At 68.6% G+C, this 23,963-nt stretch carries 31 protein-coding genes; 7 read left to right on the top strand and 24 right to left on the bottom strand.

Features of this window, described 5'->3' with window-relative positions:
• Positions 1-3: 3 nt before the first annotated feature.
• From msrB to CAP40_RS06070, 4 genes are all read right to left on the bottom strand, one after another.
• Positions 4-489 (bottom strand): peptide-methionine (R)-S-oxide reductase MsrB, encoded by a 486-nt coding sequence (msrB, locus tag CAP40_RS06055; protein ID WP_086128511.1) that lies wholly within the window; start codon positions 487-489, stop codon positions 4-6.
• 155 nt (positions 490-644) lie between these two features.
• On the bottom strand, positions 645-1,880 hold the full coding sequence (locus CAP40_RS06060; RefSeq protein WP_086128512.1) for a cytochrome P450: 1,236 nt from the start codon (positions 1,878-1,880) through the stop codon (positions 645-647).
• Positions 1,881-1,992: 112 nt separating this feature from the next.
• A complete protein-coding gene (locus CAP40_RS06065; RefSeq protein WP_086128513.1) occupies positions 1,993-3,225 on the bottom strand; it encodes an ABC transporter permease in 1,233 nt (410 codons plus the stop codon).
• The gene (locus CAP40_RS06070) at positions 3,222-4,148 is read right to left on the bottom strand and encodes an ABC transporter ATP-binding protein (protein WP_086128514.1); all 927 of its coding nucleotides are present in this window, start codon (positions 4,146-4,148) and stop codon (positions 3,222-3,224) included. Before CAP40_RS06070 ends, CAP40_RS06065 begins: the two co-directional genes overlap by 4 nt.
• 147 nt (positions 4,149-4,295) lie before the next feature.
• Between CAP40_RS06070 and queG the strand changes: the two genes are divergently transcribed.
• Positions 4,296-5,363: a tRNA epoxyqueuosine(34) reductase QueG gene (queG, locus tag CAP40_RS06075; RefSeq protein WP_086128515.1), complete on the top strand. Its 1,068-nt coding sequence runs from the start codon at positions 4,296-4,298 to the stop codon at positions 5,361-5,363.
• Positions 5,364-5,448: 85 nt separating this feature from the next.
• On the opposite strand, the gene CAP40_RS06080 is transcribed toward queG, so the two are convergent.
• Together CAP40_RS06080 and CAP40_RS06085 are read right to left on the bottom strand one after the other, a co-directional pair.
• Complete coding sequence (locus CAP40_RS06080) at positions 5,449-5,844, bottom strand: hypothetical protein (protein WP_086128516.1); 396 nt, start codon at positions 5,842-5,844, stop codon at positions 5,449-5,451.
• On the bottom strand, positions 5,841-6,533 hold the full coding sequence (locus CAP40_RS06085) for an EI24 domain-containing protein (protein WP_086128517.1): 693 nt from the start codon (positions 6,531-6,533) through the stop codon (positions 5,841-5,843). The genes CAP40_RS06080 and CAP40_RS06085 overlap by 4 nt, the downstream gene beginning before the upstream one ends.
• A 56-nt stretch (positions 6,534-6,589) precedes the next feature.
• On the opposite strand from CAP40_RS06085, the gene CAP40_RS06090 reads away from it, so the two are divergent.
• Entirely contained in the window at positions 6,590-7,588 is a 999-nt protein-coding gene (locus CAP40_RS06090; protein ID WP_086128518.1) for an adenosine kinase, read from the top strand.
• Between the two features lie 146 nt (positions 7,589-7,734).
• On the opposite strand, the gene CAP40_RS06095 is transcribed toward CAP40_RS06090, so the two are convergent.
• The 11 genes from CAP40_RS06095 to hisB all read right to left on the bottom strand — a co-directional run bounded on the left by CAP40_RS06095 (position 7,735) and on the right by hisB (position 15,198).
• On the bottom strand, positions 7,735-9,276 hold the full coding sequence (locus tag CAP40_RS06095; protein ID WP_086128519.1) for an amino acid permease: 1,542 nt from the start codon (positions 9,274-9,276) through the stop codon (positions 7,735-7,737).
• A 210-nt stretch (positions 9,277-9,486) separates the two neighbouring features.
• Positions 9,487-9,816 carry an SMR family transporter gene (locus CAP40_RS06100; protein ID WP_086128520.1) on the bottom strand — a complete coding sequence of 110 codons (330 nt, stop codon included), beginning with the start codon at positions 9,814-9,816 and terminating at the stop codon, positions 9,487-9,489.
• A gap of 53 nt (positions 9,817-9,869) precedes the next feature.
• Entirely contained in the window at positions 9,870-10,586 is a 717-nt protein-coding gene (locus CAP40_RS06105) for an MgtC/SapB family protein (RefSeq protein WP_086128521.1), read from the bottom strand.
• Between the two features lie 27 nt (positions 10,587-10,613).
• The gene (locus CAP40_RS06110) at positions 10,614-10,991 is read right to left on the bottom strand and encodes a histidine triad nucleotide-binding protein (protein ID WP_086128522.1); all 378 of its coding nucleotides are present in this window, start codon (positions 10,989-10,991) and stop codon (positions 10,614-10,616) included.
• A 117-nt stretch (positions 10,992-11,108) separates the two neighbouring features.
• Positions 11,109-11,426, bottom strand: a complete 318-nt coding sequence (locus CAP40_RS06115) for a phosphoribosyl-ATP diphosphatase (RefSeq protein WP_086128523.1) — start codon at positions 11,424-11,426, stop codon at positions 11,109-11,111.
• Between the two features lie 45 nt (positions 11,427-11,471).
• A complete protein-coding gene (locus CAP40_RS06120) occupies positions 11,472-11,675 on the bottom strand; it encodes a hypothetical protein (RefSeq protein WP_086128524.1) in 204 nt (67 codons plus the stop codon).
• A 36-nt stretch (positions 11,676-11,711) separates the two neighbouring features.
• Positions 11,712-11,966, bottom strand: a complete 255-nt coding sequence (locus CAP40_RS06125; RefSeq protein WP_179187941.1) for a PEP-CTERM sorting domain-containing protein — start codon at positions 11,964-11,966, stop codon at positions 11,712-11,714.
• A gap of 123 nt (positions 11,967-12,089) precedes the next feature.
• On the bottom strand, positions 12,090-12,860 hold the full coding sequence (gene hisF, locus CAP40_RS06130) for an imidazole glycerol phosphate synthase subunit HisF (RefSeq protein ID WP_086128526.1): 771 nt from the start codon (positions 12,858-12,860) through the stop codon (positions 12,090-12,092).
• A 268-nt stretch (positions 12,861-13,128) separates the two neighbouring features.
• Positions 13,129-13,854 carry a 1-(5-phosphoribosyl)-5-[(5-phosphoribosylamino)methylideneamino]imidazole-4-carboxamide isomerase gene (gene hisA, locus CAP40_RS06135; RefSeq protein ID WP_086129330.1) on the bottom strand — a complete coding sequence of 242 codons (726 nt, stop codon included), beginning with the start codon at positions 13,852-13,854 and terminating at the stop codon, positions 13,129-13,131.
• An 11-nt stretch (positions 13,855-13,865) separates the two neighbouring features.
• Positions 13,866-14,468 carry an imidazole glycerol phosphate synthase subunit HisH gene (hisH, locus tag CAP40_RS06140; RefSeq protein WP_086128527.1) on the bottom strand — a complete coding sequence of 201 codons (603 nt, stop codon included), beginning with the start codon at positions 14,466-14,468 and terminating at the stop codon, positions 13,866-13,868.
• 142 nt (positions 14,469-14,610) lie between these two features.
• Positions 14,611-15,198, bottom strand: coding sequence for an imidazoleglycerol-phosphate dehydratase HisB (hisB, locus tag CAP40_RS06145; RefSeq protein ID WP_086129331.1), 588 nt, complete (start codon positions 15,196-15,198; stop codon positions 14,611-14,613).
• 71 nt (positions 15,199-15,269) lie between these two features.
• On the opposite strand from hisB, the gene CAP40_RS06150 reads away from it, so the two are divergent.
• Complete coding sequence (locus tag CAP40_RS06150; RefSeq protein ID WP_086128528.1) at positions 15,270-15,758, top strand: SspB family protein; 489 nt, start codon at positions 15,270-15,272, stop codon at positions 15,756-15,758.
• A 160-nt stretch (positions 15,759-15,918) separates the two neighbouring features.
• On the opposite strand, the gene CAP40_RS06155 is transcribed toward CAP40_RS06150, so the two are convergent.
• The gene (locus tag CAP40_RS06155; RefSeq protein WP_086128529.1) at positions 15,919-16,575 is read right to left on the bottom strand and encodes a PilZ domain-containing protein; all 657 of its coding nucleotides are present in this window, start codon (positions 16,573-16,575) and stop codon (positions 15,919-15,921) included.
• Positions 16,576-16,697: 122 nt separating this feature from the next.
• On the opposite strand from CAP40_RS06155, the gene fumC reads away from it, so the two are divergent.
• The 4 genes from fumC (at position 16,698) to CAP40_RS06175 (ending at position 19,758) form a co-directional block, all read left to right on the top strand.
• Complete coding sequence (gene fumC, locus CAP40_RS06160) at positions 16,698-18,086, top strand: class II fumarate hydratase (protein WP_086128530.1); 1,389 nt, start codon at positions 16,698-16,700, stop codon at positions 18,084-18,086.
• A gap of 188 nt (positions 18,087-18,274) precedes the next feature.
• Positions 18,275-18,469, top strand: a complete 195-nt coding sequence (locus CAP40_RS06165) for a hypothetical protein (RefSeq protein WP_086128531.1) — start codon at positions 18,275-18,277, stop codon at positions 18,467-18,469.
• Positions 18,470-18,519: 50 nt separating this feature from the next.
• A complete protein-coding gene (gmk, locus tag CAP40_RS06170; RefSeq protein ID WP_086128532.1) occupies positions 18,520-19,170 on the top strand; it encodes a guanylate kinase in 651 nt (216 codons plus the stop codon).
• 24 nt (positions 19,171-19,194) lie between these two features.
• A complete protein-coding gene (locus CAP40_RS06175; RefSeq protein ID WP_086128533.1) occupies positions 19,195-19,758 on the top strand; it encodes a hypothetical protein in 564 nt (187 codons plus the stop codon).
• Between the two features lie 202 nt (positions 19,759-19,960).
• Here CAP40_RS06175 and CAP40_RS06180 read toward each other — a convergent pair whose 3' ends face one another.
• Genes CAP40_RS06180 through crcB form a run of 6 tightly spaced genes read right to left on the bottom strand, consistent with a single transcriptional unit; the run spans position 19,961 to position 23,818 of the window.
• Positions 19,961-20,638, bottom strand: coding sequence for an ATP12 family chaperone protein (locus CAP40_RS06180; RefSeq protein ID WP_086128534.1), 678 nt, complete (start codon positions 20,636-20,638; stop codon positions 19,961-19,963).
• On the bottom strand, positions 20,635-20,868 hold the full coding sequence (locus tag CAP40_RS06185) for a hypothetical protein (protein ID WP_086128535.1): 234 nt from the start codon (positions 20,866-20,868) through the stop codon (positions 20,635-20,637). Before CAP40_RS06185 ends, CAP40_RS06180 begins: the two co-directional genes overlap by 4 nt.
• Positions 20,865-21,524 carry an HAD-IA family hydrolase gene (locus CAP40_RS06190; protein ID WP_086128536.1) on the bottom strand — a complete coding sequence of 220 codons (660 nt, stop codon included), beginning with the start codon at positions 21,522-21,524 and terminating at the stop codon, positions 20,865-20,867. Before CAP40_RS06190 ends, CAP40_RS06185 begins: the two co-directional genes overlap by 4 nt.
• Before the next feature lie 46 nt (positions 21,525-21,570).
• A complete protein-coding gene (locus CAP40_RS06195) occupies positions 21,571-22,173 on the bottom strand; it encodes an FMN-binding negative transcriptional regulator (protein WP_086128537.1) in 603 nt (200 codons plus the stop codon).
• Positions 22,173-23,444, bottom strand: coding sequence for an RluA family pseudouridine synthase (locus tag CAP40_RS06200; RefSeq protein WP_086128538.1), 1,272 nt, complete (start codon positions 23,442-23,444; stop codon positions 22,173-22,175). Before CAP40_RS06200 ends, CAP40_RS06195 begins: the two co-directional genes overlap by 1 nt.
• On the bottom strand, positions 23,441-23,818 hold the full coding sequence (crcB, locus tag CAP40_RS06205) for a fluoride efflux transporter CrcB (protein ID WP_086128539.1): 378 nt from the start codon (positions 23,816-23,818) through the stop codon (positions 23,441-23,443). The genes CAP40_RS06200 and crcB overlap by 4 nt, the downstream gene beginning before the upstream one ends.
• Positions 23,819-23,963: the final 145 nt, after the last annotated feature.

Genomic DNA, 23,963 nt, shown 5'->3' on the forward strand with positions numbered 1-23,963 from the left:
GGACTAACCTTTCGCCACGAACGCCAGCGCCGCGCCGTTCATGCAATAGCGCTTGCCGGTTGGCGGTGGGCCGTCGTCGAAGACATGGCCGAGATGCCCGCCGCAGCGCCGGCAGAGCACTTCGGTGCGGCGCATGCCGAGCGAATTGTCCGCACGGGTGATCACCGCCTTGGGCAAGGGCTGCCAGAAGCTCGGCCAGCCGGTGCCGCTGTCGAACTTGGTCGTCGAGGCATAGAGCGGCAACGCGCAGCCGGCGCAGACGAAGGTGCCGGCGCGGTGCTCCTTGTTGAGCGGGCTGGTGAAGGCCCGCTCGGTCGCGCCCTGGCGGAGCACCTGGTAGGCGAGCGGGCTCAGCCGCTTCTTCCACTCCGCATCGGTGAGGGTGAATTCGAACTTCTGCGCCGCCTGGGCGGGTGCGCCGCCGCCGCATGCGGCGGTGAGGGCGCCGATGCCGGCGACGGTGAGGAAGGCGCGACGGCCAGTTTCCATGGGAGGAATGTGGACCTTCACTCCCCTCCCTGCAAGGGAGGGATTGGGGGTGGGTGGAGGCTTGGCGGTACGGTAACGTAGCAACCAGTCGATACCGTATCGCGGTCATCGACCCACCCCTAACCCCTCCCTTGCAGGGAGGGGGATTGCCGCCCTCAATAGTGCGACAGCTCCACCGCCATCTTCTTGTAGCCGTGCACGAAGCAGGCGGCGACGCGCTCGGGCTCGCGCAGCACGTTGGCGCGCAGGCGGCGCTTCGCCATCTCCTCCATCAGGATGCCGATCTGCAGCTCGGCCAGCCGCGCGCCCACGCAGCGATGGATGCCGTGCCCGAAGGCGAGGTGGCGCCGGGCATTCTCGCGGTCGACGATGATCCGGTCGGCATCGGGGAAGATGCTCTCGTCGCGATTGGCCGAGAGATACCAGAGGCCGAGCTTGTCGCCCGCGCGGATCTTGTGGCCGTCGAGCTCGGTGTCCTGCGTCGCGGTGCGGCGCATGTGCGCGAGCGGCGTCTGCCAGCGGATGATCTCCTGCGTGGCATTGCCGATCAGGCCCGGATCGGCCTCGAGCTTCGCGCGGGCCTCGGGGAATTGCTCGAGCCCCCAGGCAAAGGCGCTCATCGAATTGCGCGTCGTGTCGTTGCCGCCGACGATCAGCAGGATCAGGTTCCCGAGGAACTCCATCTGGTCCATGTGGCTCATCGCGTCCGAATGGATCATCATCGAGATCAGGTCGGGCCTCGGCTCCTTGCCCAGCTTGCCCTGCCAGAGATTGCCGAAATAGGCGGCGCATTCGAACAGGATCTGGCGCCGCTCCTCCTTGCGCACGGGATCCTTCGCGATCTCGATATCGCCCGCCCAGTCCGACCAGTAAGTGAGCTTGCGCCGCTCCTCCCAGGGAAAATCGAACAGGAGCGCGAGCATCTGGGTGGTCAGCTCGATCGAGACGCTGTCGACCCAGTCGAACTCCTGGCCGACGGGCAGCGAATCGAGGATCTCGGCGGTGCGCATGCGGATATTGTCGCTCATCCGCACCATCTCGCTCGGCGTGAAGGCGGGGGCGACGGTGCGGCGCTGGTCGGTATGCTTCGGCCGGTCCATCGCGATGAACATCGGCATCTTGATGTCGCCTTCCTGTATGTCGGCGATGGTGATGCCGCCGGCCTCGGACGAATAGAGGTCGGGCAGCGATTCGACCTGGACGATCGGCTTGTAGGTGGCGATCGACCAATAGGGGCCGAAGGCGCTGTTCTCGCAATGATAGATCCCGCCCCGGGCGCGCAGCTCGCGGAACGGCGCCTGCCAGACATCGTCGCGGTAGAGTTCGGGCCGGCTGACGTCGAGCGGATCGACGGTTTCGGAAACTCCGGCTTCGGTCACAAGCGTAGCCATGCTGCCTCTCCTGGCGTTTGCCCGGAGGAAACGCCTAATTGACAGAAGTGTCAATAGTGGAGGTGGCTGACCGTCTCATTCCTCCCCCAGCCTGTCTGGGGGAGGAATTTAATCAGAGGGCCGCCTCGATCTTCGTCCGGCGCTTGGGGCTGCCCGATTTGAGTACGCCGCGGCGGAACACCCGCGCTCCCACCGTGATGATGATCGCCACCCACAGCGCCTGCCAGCCCAGCGCGAGCAGATGTGGCCAGATCGCCGGCGCGCTCCCCGCCAGCCCGATCATCGCGAAGGGCGAGCTGAACGGGAAGACCTGCGCCGCCGTCTCGATCCAGCTGCCGGGCCGCGTCGCCGCGCCCAGCGCCAGGCCGAACATCATCATCTGGAAGATGGTGATCGGCAGCGAGAGCATCTGCAGCTCGCGCTGGGTGGAAGTCAGCGCGCCGATGCTGAGGAACATCGCGCCGAGCAGCATGTAGGACATGGTGAAATAGGCGATGAAGAGAAAGGCATAGGCGGGCGCGCCGATCGCCGCGACGAGGCTGGGGAAGCTGCCGGCGATCTCGGGCGGGAGCAGCCTGGTGGCGTTGATGATGATCGTCGCCCAGAACAGCACGAACAGCACTGCGGCGCCGAACATGCCGATCAGCTTGCCGAAGAACACGCTCTCCAGCGGCACCGCGGCCGCCAGTATCTCGATTACCTTGTTCGAGCGCTCCTCGGCCATGGTGCCCACGGCCTGGCCCGAGAGGAACAAGGTGAGGAAGAACATCGCGAACACGCCGATCGACGCCGCCTGGCCGCGCCCGCTGGGCGAGCCCTGGCCGCGCTTCACCACCGTCTGGGTGACGGTGCTGGCGGGGGCGGCGCTGCCCAGCTTCTGCGCGCGCAGACTCTGCTCGGCGAGCTGCGCGAGGAACTGCGCCTCGGTCCAGCCGCGGCTGGCATAGAGCACCTCCGGCTTGTCGAGCGGGCCGAAGAGCACTGCCGCGGTATCGACCTTGTCGCTGTCGAAATAGGCGCGGGCCTGGGCGGCGGGATCGCCCGTCGGCGCCTCGATGGTGAGCGGCGGCGGCATCAGCTCGCTCTTCCTGGGGAAGAGGGTGCGCAGCTGCTTGTCGGTCTCGAGCAGCGTCGGCGCCTGGGCGGGCGGTGCGATCACCACCATCCGCATCTGCGAATCGTCGCCGACGATCGACTGGGCGCCGATCCCGCCGACCGTGCCGAAGCCGATCATCAGCACCGGGGCGAACAGGAAGAGCAGGAAGGTGGGCGTGAACACCGTGGCGGTGAAATCGCGGCGCGCGACCGTCAGCGCCTGGCGCAGCATGCGCGAAAACTTGCTCACGCCGCTTCCTCCTGATCCGCAAGGGCATCCGCGCCGACGATCCGCACAAAGGCGTCGTGCAGCCCCGGCCGCTCGATCGACAGGCCCGAGACGCCGTAGCCGCCGTCGATCAGCTTCACGAGCAGCGATTCGACGCCGCCGGCGGGCAGGGTGAAGCGCCAGCCATCGCCTTCGCGCTCGGCATCGGCGGGGAGCAGCGCGCGCGCGCCCTCGACATTGTGGTGCGGCGTATAGTGCGCCTTCATCGGCAGCGTCGCGCGGGCGTCGTTCACCGTGCCCTCGAAGCGGACCTTGCCGCCGGCGATGATCGAGAGCCGGTCGCAGAGGCGCTCGGCATGGGCCATGACATGGGTGGAGAAGAGGATCGTCGCGCCGCGATCGCGCTCGGCCCGGATCAGCTTCTCGAGCTTTTCCTGGTTGACCGGATCGAGGCCGGAGAAAGGCTCGTCCAGGACGAGCAGCTCGGGTTCGTGCACCACCGAGCCGAGCAGCTGGACCAGCTGCGCCATGCCCTTGGAGAGCTTGCGGATCTTCTCGTCCTTGGCATGGCCGAGGCCGGCATTGTCGAGCAGCGCATCGGCGCGCTTGCGCCCCGTCGCCCAGGGCAGGCCGCGCAGCGCGCCCATGAAGGCGATCGCCTCGCGGCACTTCATGTTGGGATAGAGGCCGCGCTCCTCGGGGAGATAGCCGACCAGGTCGCTGGCGTCGCGCGGATGGGATCGGCCCAGCATCGAACGGGCGCCCTCGTCCGGCTCGATGATGCCGAGCAGCATGCGCAGCGTCGTGGTCTTGCCGGCGCCGTTCGGGCCGAGCACGCCATAGACGAGCCCCTTGGGAACTGCGATGTCGACGCCGTCGACGACGCGCCGATCTCCGAAATATTTGACGAGCCCCCGGGCGCTTACGGCCAATTCGCCAGACAAAAGAGTGTCTCCATCAGTGTCTCGGCCACGCCGAGGACGGCACCAGCCCGCTCCCCCACCCGGCCACCCAACGGCAGTATTCCATGGGTGGCCGGGTGGGGGAGCGGGCTGGTGCCGTAAACCACCAAAACGTGGTAGCGGGTCCGCGTGGAACAGCACAAGCCACTGGAAGCACGAATAAAGGCCAAAGCGGCGGAAATCGGGTTCGCCGATTGCGGGATCGCGCGCGCCGATGCCGCGCCGAAGACCGCCGAGCGGCTGCGCCAGTGGCTGGAGGAAGGCCGCCACGGCTCGATGCTCTGGATGGAGGAGCGCGCGCACCACCGCGAGCGCCCGGCCGGGCTGTGGCCCGAGGTGCGGTCGGTGATCTCGCTGGGCATGAGCTATGCGCCGCGCACCGATCCGCTCGCGCTGGCGGGGGAGGGTGAGGTGGGCCGCATCTCCACCTATGCCCAGGGCGCCGACTATCACGACGTGATGAAGCGGCGGCTGAAGGAGCTGGGCCGCTGGCTGGTCGGCGCCGCGCCCGGCGCGGAACTCAAGGTTTTTGTCGATACCGCGCCGGTGATGGAAAAGCCGCTGGCCGAGGCGGCGGGACTGGGCTGGCAGGGCAAGCACACCAACCTGGTGAGCCGCACCCATGGCAGCTGGCTGTTCCTCGGCGCGATCTACACCACGCTGGAACTGGCGCCCGATGCGCCGGTGCGCACCACGTGCGGCAGCTGCGATGCCTGCCAGACGGCCTGCCCGACCGATGCGTTCCCGGCACCCTATCGGCTCGATGCGCGGCGCTGCATCTCGTACCTGACGATCGAACACAAGGGGCCGATCCCCGAGGAATTCCGCACCGGGATCGGCAATCGCATCTATGGCTGCGACGATTGCCTGGCGGTGTGCCCCTGGAACAAGTTCGCGCGCGCGGCCCAGGCGAACCTGGCCTTCGCGCCGCGCGCGGAGCTGACCGTGCCGGCGCTGGCGGACCTGCTCGCGCTCGACGATGCGGGGTTCCGCGAGGTGTTTTCCGGCTCGCCGATCAAGCGGATAGGGCGCGACCGGATGATGCGCAACTGCCTGATCGCGGCCGGCAACAGCGGCAGCGCGGCGCTGATCGCGCCGGTGCGGGCGCTGCTCGACGATCCTGACGAGACGGTGCGCGAGGCGGCGGGCTGGGCGCTGGGCCGCTTAAGTCCCCCTTCCGCTTGCGGGAGGGGTTAGGGGAGGGCATGTCCTCCCCCGCCGCGTCCGGAAATACTATAGCCCCTCCCCCGACCCCTCCCGCAAGCGGAAGGGGAGAGGAAGCTCACCGTCCGCCGGGTCGTCCGCCGCTCAGTGCGGCCACGCAGCTCGCCTCGTCGATCGGGCGGCCGTCGCGCTGGCGGGCGTCGATATGCGTCACCACCGGCTCGCCGCGTTTCTGGGGATAGAGATAGGTGTCGAGCACGCAGATCGGCCCGGCGAACTGGAGCTTGCGGGCGGTGCCTTCGCTCATGTCGAGCTGGGGCTTGCCGAAGCGCGCGATCAGCCCGGGCGCGGTGGCGCCCCGCAGCGCGCCGATATTGCCCGGCAGCGGCGCCGCCGGGCCCGGCGCGGGCCGGGCGCTCGGCACCGGGACATAGCCGGCGCGCGGCGGCGGGATCACGCCGCCTTCGCTACAGGCGCCCAGCGCCAGCATACCGATCAGGATGAGTCTCTTCATGCCCGCCTCCCGCGGTGGAATGCATGGGTGGCCATCGCGGCTCCGAGCACCGGGGCGACCAGGTTCAAAATCGGGACGAGGAACAGCCCGGTGCCCGCCGCGCCCAGCGCGAAGCGGCCGATGCCGGTGCGCCGCCGCCAGCCGCGCAGCTCGTCGCGCCGCATGTGCCGCGCCGCGACCATGTCGCCCAGGTCGCGGCCGAGCAGCCAGCTGTTGACCAGGAAGAAGGCCAGCGCCGTGCCCACGCCGGTGACGAGCAGGACCAGGTAGAGCGGCGAGAGCAGCAGGTTCACGCCGATCAGCCGCAGCGCCGAGCCCAGGCCCATCGCCAGCGCGCGGCCAAAGGGCAGGTCGTGCGCCTGGGCATGGGCGCCGGGATAGTGTTTCTTCTCCACTGCGGCGACCACTTCGTCGGCGAAGATGCCGATCACCGCCACCGCGATGGCGCGGAACATCAGCCAATGGGCGACGAGCACGATCAGGATGGTGGCGATGTCGGCAAAGGCGTCCGAGCCGCTCCAGCCCCCCAGCCATGCCGCGATCCCGTCGGCCAGCGCATGCATGCCGAACCACAGGCCGACGCTCGCCGCGGCGAACAGCACCAATGTCAGGATCACGGACTTGACGAAGACAGCCAGTATCGGCCGGTCGAACAGCTGGCCCAGCGACAGGAAGAAGGCCTGAATCATTGCATCCTCTATTGCCCGCCACTAGGGCGTCCGCGCAATCTTTTTGGAGCACCAGTTTGACCAGCCCGACTTATGACGTCGTCGCCATCGGCAACGCGATCGTCGACATCCTCGCCCAGGCCGAGGACAGCTTCATCGAGGAGATCGGCGTCGCCAAGGGCTCGATGCAGCTCATCTTCTCGCCCGAGGACGCTGACGCGCTCTATGCCCGGATGGGCCCGGGCCGCGAGATCTCGGGCGGTTCGGCGGCGAACACCGTGGCGGGCATCGCCGCGCTGGGCGGCAGGACCGCGTTCATCGGCCAGGTGGCCGACGACCAGCTGGGCCAGGTCTTCGCGCACGATATCCGCGCCGCCGGCGTCGATTTCGACACCGCCGTGCGCCCCGGCCAGCCCAGCACCGCCCGCTGCCTGATCTTCGTCACGCCCGATGGGCAGCGCACGATGAACACGTTCCTCGGCGCCTCGCAGTTCCTGCCGGCCGCCGCGCTCGACGAGGAACTGATCGCCAATGGCGCGATCCTCTATCTCGAGGGCTATCTGTGGGACCCCGAGGAGCCGCGCGCCGCGATGCGCAAGGCGATCGAGATCGCCCGCGCCGCCGGCCGCAAGGTGGCCTTCACCCTGTCCGACGTGTTCTGCATCTCGCGCCATGGCGACGATTTCCGCAAGCTGATCGAGGGCGGGATGATCGACATCCTGTTCGCCAACGAGAACGAGCTGCTGGCGCTGTGCGAGCGCGAGGAGTTCGAGGCGGCGGTGCAGCACCTGCACGGCAAGGTGCCGGTGCTGGTCGTCACGCGCAGCGAGAAGGGCGCGATCGCGCTGGTCGGCGGCGAGCGGGTCGAGGTTCCGGCCGAGCCGATCGCCCGGCTGGTCGACACCACCGGCGCGGGCGACATGTTCGCGGCCGGCTTCCTCCATGGCCAGGCCCAGGGCCGCTCGGTGCGGGATTCGCTGCGCCTGGGCGCGCTCTGCGCCGCGGAGATCATCCAGCATTACGGCGCCCGCGCCGAGGTGGACCTGAAGGAACTGGCGGCCGAGAAACTGGCCTGAGCCCAAGCCGTCACCCCGGCGGAAGCCGGGGTTTCGTGCGGCTCCTGTCCCGCGCCTTCGCCCGGGATCCCGGCTTCCGCAAAGATAGGAAAAGGGCCGGAGGATCGCTCCTCCGGCCCTTTTTCTTTTGCCTGGAAACGGCGCCCTCAGCGGGTGCCGGGCACCGGCGGGTCCAGCTCGTCATAGGCCTCGGGCTCGTGCACGTCGACGATCCCGCGGCCGACATGGCTGCGCGAGCGGCTATAGCCGAAATAGACGAGCAGGCCGATCACTGCCCAGGACAGGAAGAGGATGATGCTCTTGTGGTCCAGGCTGATGAACAGATAGAGGCAGCCCAGGATCGCGATCGGCGCCGTCAGGAACACGAACGGCGTCTTGAACGGGCGCTTGCGGTCCGGATCGGTCTTGCGGATCACCATCACCGCGATCGACACCGCGGCGAACGCGAACAACGTGCCCGAATTCGAGATGTTGGCGAGCTGGCCAACCGGGAAGAAGGCGGCGAACAGCGCCACCGCCACGCCGGTGATGATCGTGATCACGTGCGGCGTGTTGAAGCGCGGGTGGATCTTCGAGAAGGCGGCGGGGAGCAGGCCGTCGCGGCTCATCACGAAGAAGATGCGGGTCTGGCCGAACATCATCATCAGGATGACCGAGGGCAGCGCCAGGCCGGCGGCGAGGCCGAGCAGGTTGCCGATCTGCGGCCAGCCGATCTCGCGCAGGGTGAAGGCCAGCGCCTCCTTCGAGCAGACCACGTCCTTGAAGCCTTCGGCGGCGCGGGTGGCGCACTGGGCGGCGAGTTCGCGGCTGCCCGGCTCGAGCGCATGGCCGGCGGCGTCCATCACCGGCTGGGTGCTGAGGCCCGGCGCGCCGATCACGCCGGCGGCGACGAGCAGGTAGAAGATGGTGCAGATGGCGAGCGAACCGATCAGGCCGATCGGCATGTTGCGCTGCGGGTTCTTGGTCTCCTCGGCCGCGGTGGAGACCGCGTCGAAGCCGACATAGGCGAAGAAGATCGACGCCGCCGCCATCGAGACGCCGATGAAGCCGGTGGGCGCGAAGGGCGAGAACTGCGCGCTGTTCATCACCGGCACGGCCAGCACGATGAACGCGGTGAGCGCCGTGATCTTGATCGCGACCAGGATGGCGTTGACCGTGGCGCTCTCCTTGGTGCCGATCACCAGCAGCCAGGTGACCAGGCCGGCGATCAGCATCGCGGGCAGGTTGATCAGTCCGCCGTCGAACGGCCCGGTGACCAGCGTTTGGGGTATGTTTATGTGGAAGCTGTGCTCGATCAGGCCGACGACATAGCCGGACCAGCCGACCGAGACCGCCCCCGCGGCCACGGCATATTCGAGGATCAGCGCCCAGCCGACCATCCAGGCGATCAGCTCGCCCATCACGGCATAGCTATAGGTATAGGCCGAGCCCGAGACCGGGACCATCGCGGCCATCTCGGCATAGCAGAGCGCCGCGAAGGCGCAGACCACGCCGGCGATGATGAAGCTCACCATCATGCCGGGGCCCGCGCGCTGGGCGGCTTCGGCGGTGAGAACGAAAATGCCGGTGCCGATCACCGCGCCGATGCCGAGCATGGTGAGCTGGAAAGCCCCCAGCGAACGGTGGAGCGATTTTTTCTCGGCAGTGGCGAGGATGGCATCGAGTGGCTTTACGCGCCCGAAGATCATTGGATGGTCCCCTCAACGGCGGTTTGTCCCGCCGCCCCTTTTGGATGAAAGCGCGGAGCCTAGCCGCAAAACCGGGGGAGGCAATCCTTTAGTGGCGCAAAGCGGCGAGTCGTGCGGCCCGGCGATCGTGGAAGTCCACAAAGTTATTGCTGTGCGGCCCCCCGGTTCCGGTATCCCCGCGCCGGCCCTTCGTGAAGGCCGCGATTCGGCTCAATGCGCCGCCGCCCGGGAGAACAGGTTCATCACCAGCACGCCGGCGATGATCAGGGCCATGCCGAGGATCGCCGGCAGGTCGAGCTTCTGGCCCTGGAATGCCCAGGCGATCGCCGCGATCAGCACGATGCCGACGCCGGACCAGATCGCATAGGCGATGCCGGTGGGAATCTCGCGTAGGGTGAGCGAGAGGAAATAAAAGGCGATCGCATAGCCGAGGATGGTGACCGCCGAAGGGACGAGCCGGGTGAACCCCTCGGACTGTTTCATGAACGAGGTCGCGGTGACTTCGGCGACGATCGCGACGGCGAGGTTGAGATAGCGCATGGCGGCGAGGCAAGCAGGTGGCGGCGCCCTTGGCAAGCGCGCCGGTCCGCCGGTCAGTCGTGGGTCTGCACTTCCCAGGTGGCGTGCTGCACGGCATGCGTCTTGGCCAGGTGCGCGACGATCGCATCCAGATCGGCATCGGCCGCCCCGGTGCTGACCAGCGTCGCCCGGATCTCGACCAGTTCCTCCGATCGCTCGGAGATCTCGGTATCGGCCACGGGATAGCGCATCAGCTCCAGGTGATCGACGAGCAGGTCGCGCAGCGCCGGCGCATCGGCCGGATCGGTGGTGAGGATGACCGAATAGGTCGCCTCCAGCGTGCCGCCGGCCAGCGGGATGCGGTTGATCGCGTTGACGACGGGCCGCAACAGGGTGTTGCCGGCCACCACGAAGACGGTGAGCGTCGCTGCCTCCGCCGCCATGTCGGTGCCGGCACAGGCGCCTACCGCCGCGGAGCACCAGAGCGTGGCGGCGGTATTGAGGCCGCGGACGTTCATCCCCTCCTTCATGATCACGCCCGCGCCGAGGAAGCCGATCCCCGAGACGACATAGGCGATCACCCGCACCGCCTCGACATCGCCGGCAAGCTTCTGGGCGAGGTCGACGAACGCCGCCGCGCCGAGCGCGACGAGCGCGTTGGTGCGCAGCCCGGCGGTGCGCTGGCGATATTGGCGCTCGGCGCCGATCAGCGCGCCCAGCACCAGCGCGAGCGCATAGCTGACCAGCGTGTCGAGATAGGAAGCGAGATGGAAAGTGTGCTGGAAGTGCATGACGCTCCCCGGATCCGGCGGTTTCGGCTAGCGGGCCAGCATCGGGCCGAGCGGCTTGCCGGCGAAGATGTGGACATGGAGATGCGGCACCTCCTGATGCGCGTCGAGCCCGGTATTGGCGAGCAGGCGATAGCCCGGCGCCACGAACCCTGCCTCGCGCGCGACCTGGCCGACCGCGCGGACGAAGCCGGCGATCTCCGCTTCGCTCGCCCGGGCGGAGAAATCGTCCCACGAGACATAGGCGCCCTTGGGAATCACCAGCACATGGTGCGGCGCCTGCGGATTGATGTCGTGAAAGGCGAGGGCGAACGCGTCCTCGAACACCTTTCGCGACGGGATCTCGCCGCGCAGGATCTTCGCGAAGACGTTCTGGTCGTCATAGGACTGGGTGGCGTCGATGGGCATCTTGTTCCCCTTCCGCTTGCGGGAGGGGTTAGGGGAGGGGATGTCCTCCCACCCGTCGCGCGGTCTCGGGGTGCACATGCCCTCCCCCGGCCCCTCCCGCAAGCGGAAGGGGAGCGCTCATGCCGAGCGCCCTGCCTTCTCCGCGATTCCCGACACGCCCTCGCGGCGGGCGAGCTCGGCGCGGACGTCGTCCAGGCCCAGGCCGGCATCGGCCAGCAGCACGAGCAGGTGGAAGACGAGGTCGGCCGCTTCCTTGGTGAGTTCCTCGCGATCGTCCCGGATCGCCGCGATCACGGTCTCGGTGGCTTCCTCGCCCAGCTTCTGGGCGATCTTGGCGCGGCCGCGATGCGTGAGCTTCGCGACATAGGAACTGTCGGGGCTCGCCATGCGGCGGGCGCGGATCACGGCTTCGAGGGCATCCAGGGAGTCGGCCATGGCCCCCGGCTGCGGGAGCCGGACGCGCCTGTCAATCCTCGGGCTTCAATCCCGGGGCGCGGTCTTGCGGAAGCGCGCGCGCAGCTGGCGGCGGGCGAACCAGATGCCGCCGGCGGCACAGGCGGCGAGCGCCAGGTCCGAAAGCTCGGGCATCGAGCGCGTGCCGGCGCGGCCGGTGTGCGGCGGCTCGTCGGCGGCCAGCACGGGCATGGCGGCGAGCAGCAGCAGGGGAAGCAGGGCGTTGCGCATGGTACGCGACCTTAGTCGCAACGCCCCGACAAATCGTTAACTGCGGCGACGGGCCCGGCGCGCGACGAACGCACCGATGGTGCCGAGTGCGAACAGGCCGAGCATGCCCGGCTCCGGGATCGAAGTGGGGCTGCCCGAGCCGCCGCTGCTGCTGCTCGTGGTGCCGCCACCACTGCTGCTGCTGGAGGGCGTGCCCGGATCGACGGGCGGCTTGTCCATGGCGAAGGCCGGTGTGGCAGACAGGGTAACGAGGAGGCCGAACGCGGCCAGATTGGCGAAGTTACGGATCATTGTCCTGATTCCCTCTTTGATTGTCTTCGGGAGGGAGCAAGAAACCGGCCGCTTTGCCGAAACCGGCATTTTCCGCCGCTTTCGATGGTTAAGCTTCGGCTTGCGGAATTGGTGAATGTAAAGCTAACCGACGACCGGGCTGCGCACCGGGATCCCGGCGGCCGCCATCGCGCGATGGGCGTCGGCGATGCTGGCCTCGCCGAAATGGAAGATCGAGGCCGCCAGCACCGCGCTGGCATGGCCGTCGCGAATGCCCTCCACCAGATGGCGGAGGGTGCCGACTCCGCCCGAGGCGACCACGGGCACCGTCACCTGGTCGGCGATCGTGCGGATCAGCTCCAGGTCGTAGCCGTCGCGGGTGCCGTCGCGGTCCATCGAGGTGATCAGCAGCTCGCCGGCACCGAGATGGGCGAGGGCGAGGGCGTGCGTCACTGCGTCGATGCCCGTGGGCTTGCGGCCGCCATGGGTGAAGACTTCCCAGCCCTGCGCGGTGCGGCGCGCGTCGACCGAGGCGACGACGCACTGGCTGCCCATCTTCTCGGCGATCTCGGCGACGACCTGGGGACGCGAGACGGCGGCGGAATTGACCGCCACCTTGTCGGCGCCGGCCAGCAGCAGGGCGCGGGCATCCTCGACGCCGCGCACGCCGCCGCCGACGGTGAGCGGCATGAAGCAGACCTCGGCGGTGCGGCGGACCACGTCGAGGATGGTGCCGCGCGCTTCGTGGCTGGCGGTGATGTCGAGGAAGCAGAGCTCGTCGGCCCCCGCCGCGTCATAGGCGCGCGCCTGCTCGACGGGATCGCCGGCATCGACCAGATCGACGAAGTTGACGCCCTTGACCACCCGGCCATTGGCGACGTCGAGACAGGGAATGACGCGGGCGCGGACGGTCATGCGATTTGCTCGCGATAGAGAGCGAGGGCGCGGGGAGATTGTTCGCGCGACGACGCGACGACGCTACGAAGAAGAAGAGATTTGCTCGCGCGGAGACGCGGAGGCGCGGAAGGGGCAGGCTGTCTTGCGGCGTCAGCCGCGACCTCTTGTGCGAGGTCCTTGGCATGCGACGGGAAGGAGGGACCGCTGGCGCAGCAACGCGATTGCTCCGCGCCTCCGCGTCTCCGCGTGAACAGAATCGTCGCGTCGTTGCGTCTTCCCGCGAACCTCATGCCCGGCCCATTTCGATCGCCCATTTCAGGTCGAGCCGGCCGTCATAGAGGGCGCGGCCGGTGATCACGCCTTCCACCCCATCCGCGACGTGCGGGCGCAGCGCGTGGATGTCGGCGATGTCGGTCACGCCGCCGCTGGCGATCACCGGGATCGAGACCGCGCGGGCCAGGGCGACCGTCGCCTCGACGTTGCAGCCCTTAAGCAGCCCGTCGCGGCCGACATCGGTGAAGAGGAGCGCGGCGACGCCGGCATCCTCGAAGCGGCGCGCGAGGTCGGCCACCGACACGTCCGACACATCGGCCCAGCCGCGCGTGGCGACCATGCCGTCGCGCGCGTCGACGGCGACGACGATCCGGCCGGGATTGTCGCGCGCGGCTTCGCGGACCAGGTCCGGATTCTCCAGCGCGGCCGTGCCGATCACCACGCGGCGGACGCCGAGGTCGAGCCAGCGCTCGATCGATTCGCGGTTGCGGATCCCGCCGCCGAGCTGGATCTTGCCGCCGAAGCGCCCGAGGATCGCGGCGACGGCGGCGCCGTTGACCGATTCGCCGGCAAAGGCGCCGTCGAGATCGACGACGTGGAGCCATTCCGCGCCGGCCTGGGCGAAGCGCTCGGCCTGGGCTGCGGGATCGTCGCCATAGACGGTGGCGCGGGCCATGTCGCCTTCGGCCAGGCGGACGACCTGGCCGGCCTTGAGGTCGATCGCGGGGAAGATGATCAGGCCATCCGGGTCTAGGGGTGCCAAGCGAGGAACCTTTCCATCAGCGCGATGCCGTAGCGCTGGCTTTTCTCGGGGTGGAACTGGACGCCGATCATGTTGTCGCGGCCGATCGCGGCCGTGACCGGGCCGCCATGGTCGGTAGTGGCGAGCACCGCGTCGCCGGTGAAGGCGAAGCTGTGCAGGAAATAGGCCTGGCCCGGCTCGATCAGCGGGTGGGAATGCGTGGGGACGACGTCGTTCCAGCCCATGTGCGGCACGCGGATGCCGGGTGCGGGCGCGATCGCGCGGACGGTGCCGGAGATCCAGCCCAGGCCGGGATGGGTGCCCAGCTCTTCCCCTGTATCGGCCATCAGCTGCATGCCGACGCAGACGCCGAGGAAAGGCGCACCCTCGCGGCGGACGCGCACGTCCAGCGCCTCGATCATGCCGGGGATCGCCCGCAGCCCCGCGGCACAGGCCCCGAATGCGCCGACGCCGGGCAGGACGACGCGGTCGGCCCGCATCACCGCCGCGGGATCGGCGGTGACCGCGACGTCCGCGGCGCCCGCCGCCTTCAGGGCGTTGTGGACCGAGTGGAGATTGCCGGCGCCATAGTCGATCAGGGCGATGGTCATTCTCTCCCCTCCCTGGAAGGGAGGGGGCGGGGGTGGGGTGATGCACGCGATACGACGCCGGTCAGCGCGACGCCGCAGTATCGCCTGGACGCGACCCACCCCCAGCCCCTCCCTTCCAGGGAGGGGAGTTTGATGGAATCGTTCACAGCACCCCCTTGGTGCTGGGCACCGCATCCGCCTTGCGCGGATCGATCTCCACCGCCTCGCGCAGCGCCCGGGCCAAGCCCTTGAACGCGGCTTCGGCGATGTGATGGTTGTTGGTGCCGTAAAGTGTCTCGATATGGAGCGTCAGCCCGGCCGTCTGGGCAAAGGAATGGAACCAGTGCTCGAACATCTCGGTGTCCATCTCGCCGAGCCGCTTCTGGCTGAACGCGGTCTTCCAGACGAGATAGGGGCGGCCCGAAATGTCCACCGCGACGCGGGTGAGCGTCTCGTCCATCGGCGAGAGCGCGTCGGCATAGCGCCGGATGCCCCTCTTGTCGCCCAGCGCCTTCGCGATGGCCTCGCCGATCGCCAGCCCGGTATCCTCCACCGTGTGGTGCTGGTCGATATGCAGGTCGCCCACCGTCTTCACGTCGAGATCGATCAGCGAATGGCGGCTGAGCTGCTCGAGCATGTGGTCGAAGAAGCCGATCCCGGTGGAAACGGCATAGGCGCCGGTACCGTCGAGGTTGACGGTGACGTCGACGGCGGTCTCGCTCGTCTTGCGGCTCACGGTGGCGGTGCGCATGGCGTCCCACATAGCGATGGTTGCCGCGCATGCAATCTTGACCGCGCTGCCCGGTACGCTACCCAAGGGGCATGACCGGCAACGTGCCTGACAGCCTGATTCCCTATGATGAGATCGTGCAGGAAGCCCTGCGCGCCGTGGTCGGCCGCGTGCTGGGCTCGGTCGCCGACTCGGGTGGAAACCTGCCCGGCGGGCATCATTTCTACATCACCTTCAAGACGCACGCGCCGGGGGTCGACATCCCGCAGCGCCTGATCGATCGCTTCCCGGACGAGATGACCATCGTCCTGCAGCATCGATTCTGGGACCTGAAGGTCGACGACAACAAATTCTCGGTGGGCCTGAGCTTCAATCAGGTGCCGGCGATGCTCAACATCCCCTTCTCGGCGATCACCGGCTTCCACGATCCGGCGGTGAATTTCGAGCTGCGCTTCCAGGCGGCCGATGGCGGCGACGAGCCCGAGCCCCAGCATGACGAGGCCGAGAATGACGAGCCGCCGGCCAAGCCGGTCGAGGACGGCTCGAACGTCGTATCGGTGGATTTCAAGCGGAAGAAATAGGGCGGCGCTCGCCTCGTTCCGAGGGGCTGGGCCGCTTCGAATTTTCCGTCGCCCTGAACTTGTTTCAGGGCCCAACGGTCCACGGGCGATATCCTTCGCGGCACTTTGGATGCTGAAACAAGTTCAGCATGACAAAGGAAACAGAGGCTCGAATCCACCCTCAGCGCATCAGTCGCGCGCGCAATTCCTGCATCGCCACGCCGTCCACCGCGGCGGCGGGATCGTCCGCGCCCAGGATCGCGCCGAGGTGATCGAGGATCTGGCTGGCGCGATCGAGATTCTGCAGCGACGCCATGTGCGTGGCGATCACGTGCGGGTCGTCGATCAGCCGCTCGCCCAGCCGGTCTAGCAATTCCCGGACATGGTAGATTTCCTCGACCAGGCGCGTGCCGAGATTGGCGAGGTCCGGCGCGGCGCCGGCCATGGCCGGTTCCGCGGGCAGCTCGGTGCCGCTGCGCACCGCCTGCTGGATCGCATCGACGCGGGCCTGGCCGCGATGGCCCTGGAAACTCGCGACGCGATTGCCGGAGACCCATTCGTCGACGGTGATCGCGGTCGTATCGAAGGCGACGCCGCACCGGCCCTGCGTCTGCCACACCACTCTTCCGCCGACTTCGATCTCCGCGCGCGTGAGCGTCAGCAGGGTTCCGGTGCGGGGAAGGGCCGATCCATCCACCATCGCTCCGCCCTCGGAGAGATTGCGGATGCGGACGGGCACCCTGAGCCCGTCCGCCTCGATCGTGGCGGCGAGCAGCAGGTTCTTGCGCGGCTGGCGTTCTTTCGCCGCGCGGGCAGCCATGGACGCATCGACGTACATGATTCGCTTTTAGGCAGCCAAAAACGCACTCTTGGTTAACGCGTACGCAGAATCCCTGAGCGCTGGAATCGCGGCGGCCCAGGGGCTAGGGGAGCGCGGAACGGACAAGAGGACCAGCCAGCGTGACCACCCGTACCGAAACCGATTCGATCGGCGCGATCGAAGTTCCCGCCAACGCCTATTGGGGCGCGCAGACCCAGCGCTCGATCGAGAATTTCCCGTTCGGCGAGATGGAGCGGATGCCGCTCGGCATCGTCCACGCCCAGGCGATCGTGAAGCAGGCCGCGGCGCGGGTGAACGTGAAGCACGGGCTCGACCCGAAGATCGCCGAGGTGATCGACCAGGTCGCGCAGGAGATCGTCGACGGCAAGCTCGACGACCAGTTCCCGCTGGTGATCTGGCAGACCGGCTCGGGCACCCAGACCAACATGAACGTCAACGAAGTGATCGCGGGCCGCGCCAACGAGATCCTCACCGGCAAGCGCGGCGGCAAGTCGCCGATCCATCCGAACGACCATGTCAACATGGCCCAGTCGTCGAACGATTCGTTCCCGACCGCGCTGCACATCGCTGCCGCCCGCGCGGTGACGCTGAAGCTCTATCCGGCGCTCGACCGGCTGCACGCCTCGATCGAGGCGAAGGTCAAGGCCTGGGATCACATCGTCAAGATCGGCCGCACCCACCTGCAGGACGCGACGCCGCTGACGCTCGGCCAGGAATTCTCGGGCTATGCCGCGATGCTGGAGTCGGCCAGGGCGCGCTTCGCCTCGGTGCTCGATCTCGACATCTTCAAGCTGGCGCTGGGCGGCACTGCCGTCGGCACCGGGCTCAACGCCCCTCCGGGCTATGCCGAGGACGTGGCGGCCGAGATCGCGAAGATCACCGGCCTGCCCTTCGTGACGGCGCCGAACAAGTTCGAGGCGCTGGCGACCAAGGACCAGCTGGTCAACCTGTCGGGCACGTGCAACACGCTGGCCGTGTCGCTCACCAAGATCGCCAACGACATCCGCCTGCTGGGCAGCGGCCCGCGCTCGGGCCTGGGCGAGCTGGACCTGCCGGCCAACGAGCCGGGCAGCTCGATCATGCCGGGCAAGGTGAACCCGACCCAGAGCGAATCGCTGACGATGGTCGCGGCGCAGGTGATCGGCAATCACATGGCGGTCACCGTCGGCGGCATGCAGGGCCATTTCGAGCTGAACGTGTTCAAGCCGCTGATCGGCTCGAACGTGCTGCGCTCGATCGAGCTGATGTCGGTCGGCATGGTCAGCTTCGCCGAGCGCGCGGTGGACGGCGCCAAGGCGAACGAGGCGCGGATCAAGGAGCTGGTCGATCGCTCGCTGATGCTGGTGACCGCGCTGGCGCCGGCGATCGGCTATGACAATGCCGCCAAGATCGCCAAGAACGCGCACGAGAAGGGCCTGACGCTCAAGGAGAGCGGGCTGGCGCTGGGCCTCGTCGACGAGGCGACGTTCGACCAATATGTGCGGCCCGAGACGATGATCGGGCGGTGATTCCGTACTTCCCCTCCCTGCAAGGGAGGGGATCGAGGGGTGGGTAGAGGCCTGGCGATATGGAGCCGTGTCGCTGGGCCTTTCCGTATCGCGAGCACGCCAACCACCCCTGACCCCTCCCCTGCAAGGGAGGGGAACTTTGAACCCTTTCAATCGCTTGCTCCCCCATCACCACCAAGGGAGCGCATATGATCGGGGACGTGATCGCAGGCTGGATCGGCAACCGCATCGACCGGGCGGACGGCGAAGGCGGGGCGCTGGGCGCCGTTGCCGGGGTGCTTGCCTGGAAGGCCGCGAAGAAGATCGTGCCCGCCGCGATCGTGCTCGGCGCCGCCGCCTATGGCGCGCACCGGCTCTCGCGACGGTGGAACGCACCGGCCTGAGTCGACTCGCATGACTTGACGCGGGTGGGACTCCCAAGCCAAAGGCGCCCATGCCCCATCGCACCGAGACCGACCCGCACGGATTCAAGCGCCGCGGCGTATTGTTCGTGCTTTCCTCGCCCTCGGGCGCCGGCAAGTCGACGATCGCCCGCAAGCTGCTCGCCGCCGACGACCATCTCCAGATGTCCGTCTCCTACACCACCCGCGCGATGCGCCCGGGGGAGAAGGACGGCGTCGACTATAATTTCGTCGATCTCGAGAAATTCCGCGAGATGGTCGCGAACCATGAGTTCCTCGAATGGGCGCATGTGTTCGATCATCGCTACGGCACGCCGCGCGCGCATGTCGAGGCGATCCTCGATTCGGGCCGCGACGTGCTGTTCGACATCGACTGGCAGGGTGCCCAGCAGCTCTTCCAGCTGGCGGGGGGCGACGTGGTCCGCGTCTTCATCCTGCCGCCGTCGTTCAAGGAGCTGCACCAGCGGCTGATCAACCGCGCCACCGACACCACCGAAGTGATCGACGCCCGCATGGCGCGCGCGGCCAACGAAGTGAGCCACTGGGACGGCTATGACTATGTGCTGGTCAATGACGATGCCGACCAATGCTATCGCTCGGTCCACACCATCCTGAACGCCGAGCGGCTGAAGCGCTCGCGCCAGACGGGCTTGATCGGATTCATCCGCGGGTTGATGAAGTAGCCTTCCCAACAGGGGGAGGTATCGATGACAAGACTGTTCCTCGGCGGCGCGCTCGGCGGGCTGGCCATGTGGCTGGTGGGCTTCATCTTCTGGGGAACGCCCCTCAGCCTGCTCGCGCTTTCCCAGACCGATGCGGCGACGACGGCCGCGGTGCAGGCGGCGCTCGCCCAGCATCTCGGGCCGCTCGGCAGCGGTGCCTATCCGATACCCTGGGCGGGCACGCCCCAGGGCACCCAGCTCTATGGCCAGGGGCCGACGGCGATGGTGATGTTCAACACCGGCGGCTTCGCGATGCCGGACAGCGGCGCGCTGATCGGCGGGCTGGTGCTGGCGATCGTCTGCGCGCTGCTTGCGGGGTTCGCGCTGCGTGCGGTGGCCGGCGGGCTGGATTTCGCCGGGCGGCTCAGGCTGGTGGCGATGGTGGCGCTGGCGGTGACGGCCTATTCCGATCTCGGCCAGCCGATCTTCAACCACGCGCCCTGGGGCTATTTCTTCTACCTCTGGGTGAGCGACCTGGCGAGCTGGATCGCGGCCGGCGCGGTGCTCGCCTGGGCGCTGCCGCGGCCAGCTGGGGCATCCGGCGCCTGACGTACATCTGTGTGCTGGTGGTACGAAGCGGCTGACATTGGGCCTCTGATTTAGTTCCTCCCCCAGCTCGTCTGGGGGAGGGGGACCGCGCCCGTAGGGCGTGGTGGAGGGGCGGCGGTGGAACCGCCGGCTTCGCCGACGGCCCCTCCACCATCGCTTTGCGATGGTCCCCCTCCCCGAGACAAGCTCGGGGAGGAATTGCCTACAGCAACCCCAGGAACCGCACGCCCGCGTCGAAATCCGCTCGTCGCGCATCGCGGGCCTGCACCGCCAGCGGGTCCTCGCCCCATTGCTCGGCCTGCCACAGCTCGTCGACATGCGCGGCCTGCCACAGCGTCTCGGCATTCGCCGCGCCTTCGAGCAGCGCCAGCGCGCCGACCAGTGTGCCGCTCACCGTCACCACCGGCGAGAGCCCGGCGAGGTGAAAGGCGTCGAGCGCATGCACCGCGTCGGCCAGCCGCGCGACGGTCGCTTCGGGCTGGGCCTTGTGCATCACGCCGGTCGCTGTCTCGAAATGCACGTCGTAGCGGCCCTGCGCCCAGTCGAGCAGCGGGTCCCAGGCCTCGGCCTGGCGCGCGACCAGCGGCTCGGGGCCATCGGCACGATAGTAGAGCAGGTCGCTCTCGCCATAGGCGGCGAGGCCCTGGGCGAAGGGCGCGGGATCGGCCGAGATCTTGTCGATCGCGGCATTGGCGAGCCCGGTGAGCTTCATCGCGCGCGGATCGATCGTCTCGCCGACGGCGCGCCATTCGTCCGCCACTGCCTCTGCCAGCGCCGGGGTGGGCAGGGCGAGCGGCGCGCGATCGGGCGTGCGCACCGGCTTGCCGTCGAGCGCCACCTGGCCGTCCTCGACGGTGACTTCCTTCCAGAAGCGCTTCATGCCTCGGGCGTCGCCTCCGCGGGCGTCTTCCAGCGGCGCGCGAGGAAGCGCGGCACCACCGCCATGAAATAGAGCGACGACAACAGGATCGCGCCGCCGAAGACCGTCATGCCATAATGTTGCGCGCGGCCGGCGACCAGCAGCCCGATCACCGCGCCGGCGGTGCCGAGCATGTTGACCGCGACGATGATGTAGTAGCGCTTCATCGCCAGGCGTTCGGCGTCTGTCATAGCGTCTCCAGATGCGCGAAGAGCTGGCTGGCATGGTCGGCGACGTGATGCGCGCCGGCGCCGAGCAGCTCCCCGGACGTGTGGTATCCCCATAGCACACCAAGGGCATGGGCGCCAGCGGCGCGCGCCATCGCCATGTCGAAGCTGGTGTCGCCGATCATCGCCGTGGTCTCCGGCGCGGCGCCGGCTTCGGCGATGGCGCGCTCGAGCATCGCTGGATGCGGCTTGGAGGGGTGGCGATCGGCGGTCTGCAGCGTGACGAAGCGCTGGCGGATGCCGTGATGCTCGAGGATCAGGCCCAGGCCGCGGTCCGACTTGCCGGTGGCGACGCCGAGCAGCCAGCCGGCCTCGTCCAGCGCTTCGATCGTCTCCAATATGCCGTCGTAGAGCGGTTCGGGATCGAGCGCGTTGGAGGCGCGCATCGCGAAGAAGGCGCGCTTGTATTCGGCCGCCATCGCTTCGTGCAGATCGGCGCCGGCTTCGGGCAGGAGCCGGGCGATCGCCGGCACCAGGCTGAGCCCGACGATGCGGCGGATGTCGCTGCGATCCGGCGGGTCGAGCCGGTGCGCGGCGAAGGTGGCCTCCATCGCCCGGCAGATGTTCGCCTGCGAATCGACCAGCGTGCCGTCGCAATCGAATACGGCGAGACGGTTCACGGAAATCCTCCCCCGCTTCGCGAGAAAGAAGGGAAGATGGGCGAAGTCACTTCGCCTCCCGCATCAGCGCGGCGACGGCGTGGCGGCCCTGCGCGTCGAGCGCGTCCGCCGCTGCCAGGCGCGCGGCGTCGGGCTTGTTCTGGCCAAGCTTGCGGGTGCCGCGCCAGGCCCGGATCTCCAGCCGATAGCCGATGATCGCCGTGAGCAGCTTGGCGGCCCTGGCGGGATCGACCTTGTCCAGCGTCCATTCGGGCTTGGGCGCGAGGCGGCGTTCCTGCGCATGGCTGATCGCATCGAGAATCGCGACCAGCCCGCCCTCGTCGGTGCGCGTCACCTGGCCTTCGAGTTCGACCGCGACATAGTTCCAGGTCGGCACCTCGTCCGGGCCGGTGCCGTACCAGTCCGGGCTCACATAGGCGTCCGGCCCCTGCAGGTTGAACAGGGCGGTGGCGCCGTCCAGATGGCGGGCGAGGCCGTTGCCGCGGGCAAGGTGGAAGCCGAGCGTGTCGTCGCCCAGCCACACCACCGGCACATGCGCGACGCGCGGACCATCGGGCGTCGTGGCGAAGATCGCGCCGAAGCCGATGTCGCGGACCAGTTCGCGGATCGCCGGGCGGTCCTCCCAGCGGAAGGCCGGATGGGGATGCATCAGCGGCTCCGGGGCGTGCGCGGCCTGTCGCCGCCGGCGCGCGGGCCGGGCCGGGCGCCGCGCGGCGAAGGCTTGCGAGCCGCCGGCTTGCCGCCCGGTTTGGCGGCGGGCGGCTTGCGCGTGCTCGGCTTGCCGCCGCTGCGGGGCGCGGGCTTGTCGCCGCTGGGGCCTTCACCGCGGCCGCGCCGTTCGCCGCGGCGCTCCTTGCGGACCGTCTTGGCATGCGCGCGCGCATTGGCCTTTTGCTGCTCCCGGGTGAGCGGGGCGGGGCCGTCGTCCAGTTGCAGCGCGTCGCCCTCCGCTTCCTCGAAGCCCAGGGTGGCGAGCGATTCGGCGAAATGGTGGGGCAGCGCCGCGCGCACGTCGATCTTGTCGCCATCGGGATGATCGACCCGGATGCGGCGCGCATGGAGGTGCATCTTGCGGCTGATCCCGCCGGTGAGGAACGCCTCGGGCCCGCCATATTTGCCGTCGCCGACGATCGGGAAGCCGATCGCCGCCATGTGGACGCGCAGCTGGTGGGTGCGCCCGGTAAAGGGCTGGAGCTCCACCCAGGCGGCGCGGTTGCCGGCGCGGCCGATCACCCGGTAGCGCGAGCGGCTCGGCTGGCCTTCCTTCTCGTCGACCTGCATCTTCTCGCCGCCGGTGCCCGGCTGCTTGCCGATCGGCAGGTCGATGATGCCGTCCTCGATGCTGGGCACGCCGACCACCAGCGCCCAATAGACTTTCCGCGCGGTGCGGCTGGAAAAATTCTTCGAGAAGGCCGCGGCGGCGCGGGCGGTGCGGGCGACGAGCAGCGCGCCCGACGTGTCCTTGTCGAGCCGGTGGACGAGCTTGGGGCGGCCCTCCGCTTCGAACTGGAGCGCGTCGAGCAGTCCGTCGACATGCTCGGTGGTCTTGGTGCCGCCCTGCGTCGCCAGGCCCGGCGGCTTGTTGAGCACCAGCGCCGCATCGTCGCGGTGGATCACCAGGCTGCGCGCGAAGTCGATCTGTTCCTCGCTGAGCTTGATGCGCTCGCGCTTCGGGCGGCCGGGCTTTTCGGGCTTGGCGGCTTCGGCCGGGGGCACGCGGATCACCTGGCCCTCGGAGACGTGATCGCCCGGCTTGGCGCGCGCGCCGTCGACGCGCAGCTGGCCGGTGCGTGCCCAGCGCGAGACGGTGTTGAAGCTGGCATCCGGCATGTGCCGCTTGAACCAGCGATCGAGCCGGATGCCGTCGTCATCGGCCTTGACGGTGAACTGGCGGACGTCCTGTGCGGGTCGAAGGGTCATGGCAGTGCTCGCAGGATGCTGAGGCCCGCGAACAGCGCAAGCGCCGAGCCGACGACCGATGCGAGGACATAGGCCAGGCCCATGCCGTAGTCGCCGCGCTGGATCATGTTCATCAGGTCGAGGGTGAAGGCCGAGAACGTGGTGTAGCCGCCGAGCACGCCGACGGCGATCAGCAGGCGCCACTGCTCGCCGCCCTGGCCGAGCTTGGCGAGCGTGCCCACGAATACGCCCATGAGGAAGCCGCCGATCAGGTTCACGGCGAGCGTGCCCCAGGGATAATTGGGCCCGAACCAGGCAAGCGTGAGCTTGCCGGTGAGGAAGCGCGCACCGGAACCGAAGGCGCCGCCGAGCATGACGAGGAGAAGGGCAGGCATCCCGAGCGGTTAGCCTGTTATCGCGGGGAGGGGAACCCAAAGCAGATCCTCCCTCGCGAAGCGGGGGAGGGGGACCGCCGCCGAAGGCGGTGGTGGAGGGGGCTGGCCGCGAGCGGATCGCCTGTGGATGGAACACCCTCCGTCG

The sequence above is a fragment of the Sphingomonas sp. IBVSS2 genome (assembly GCF_002127225.1).
Taxonomy (GTDB): domain Bacteria; phylum Pseudomonadota; class Alphaproteobacteria; order Sphingomonadales; family Sphingomonadaceae; genus Sphingomonas.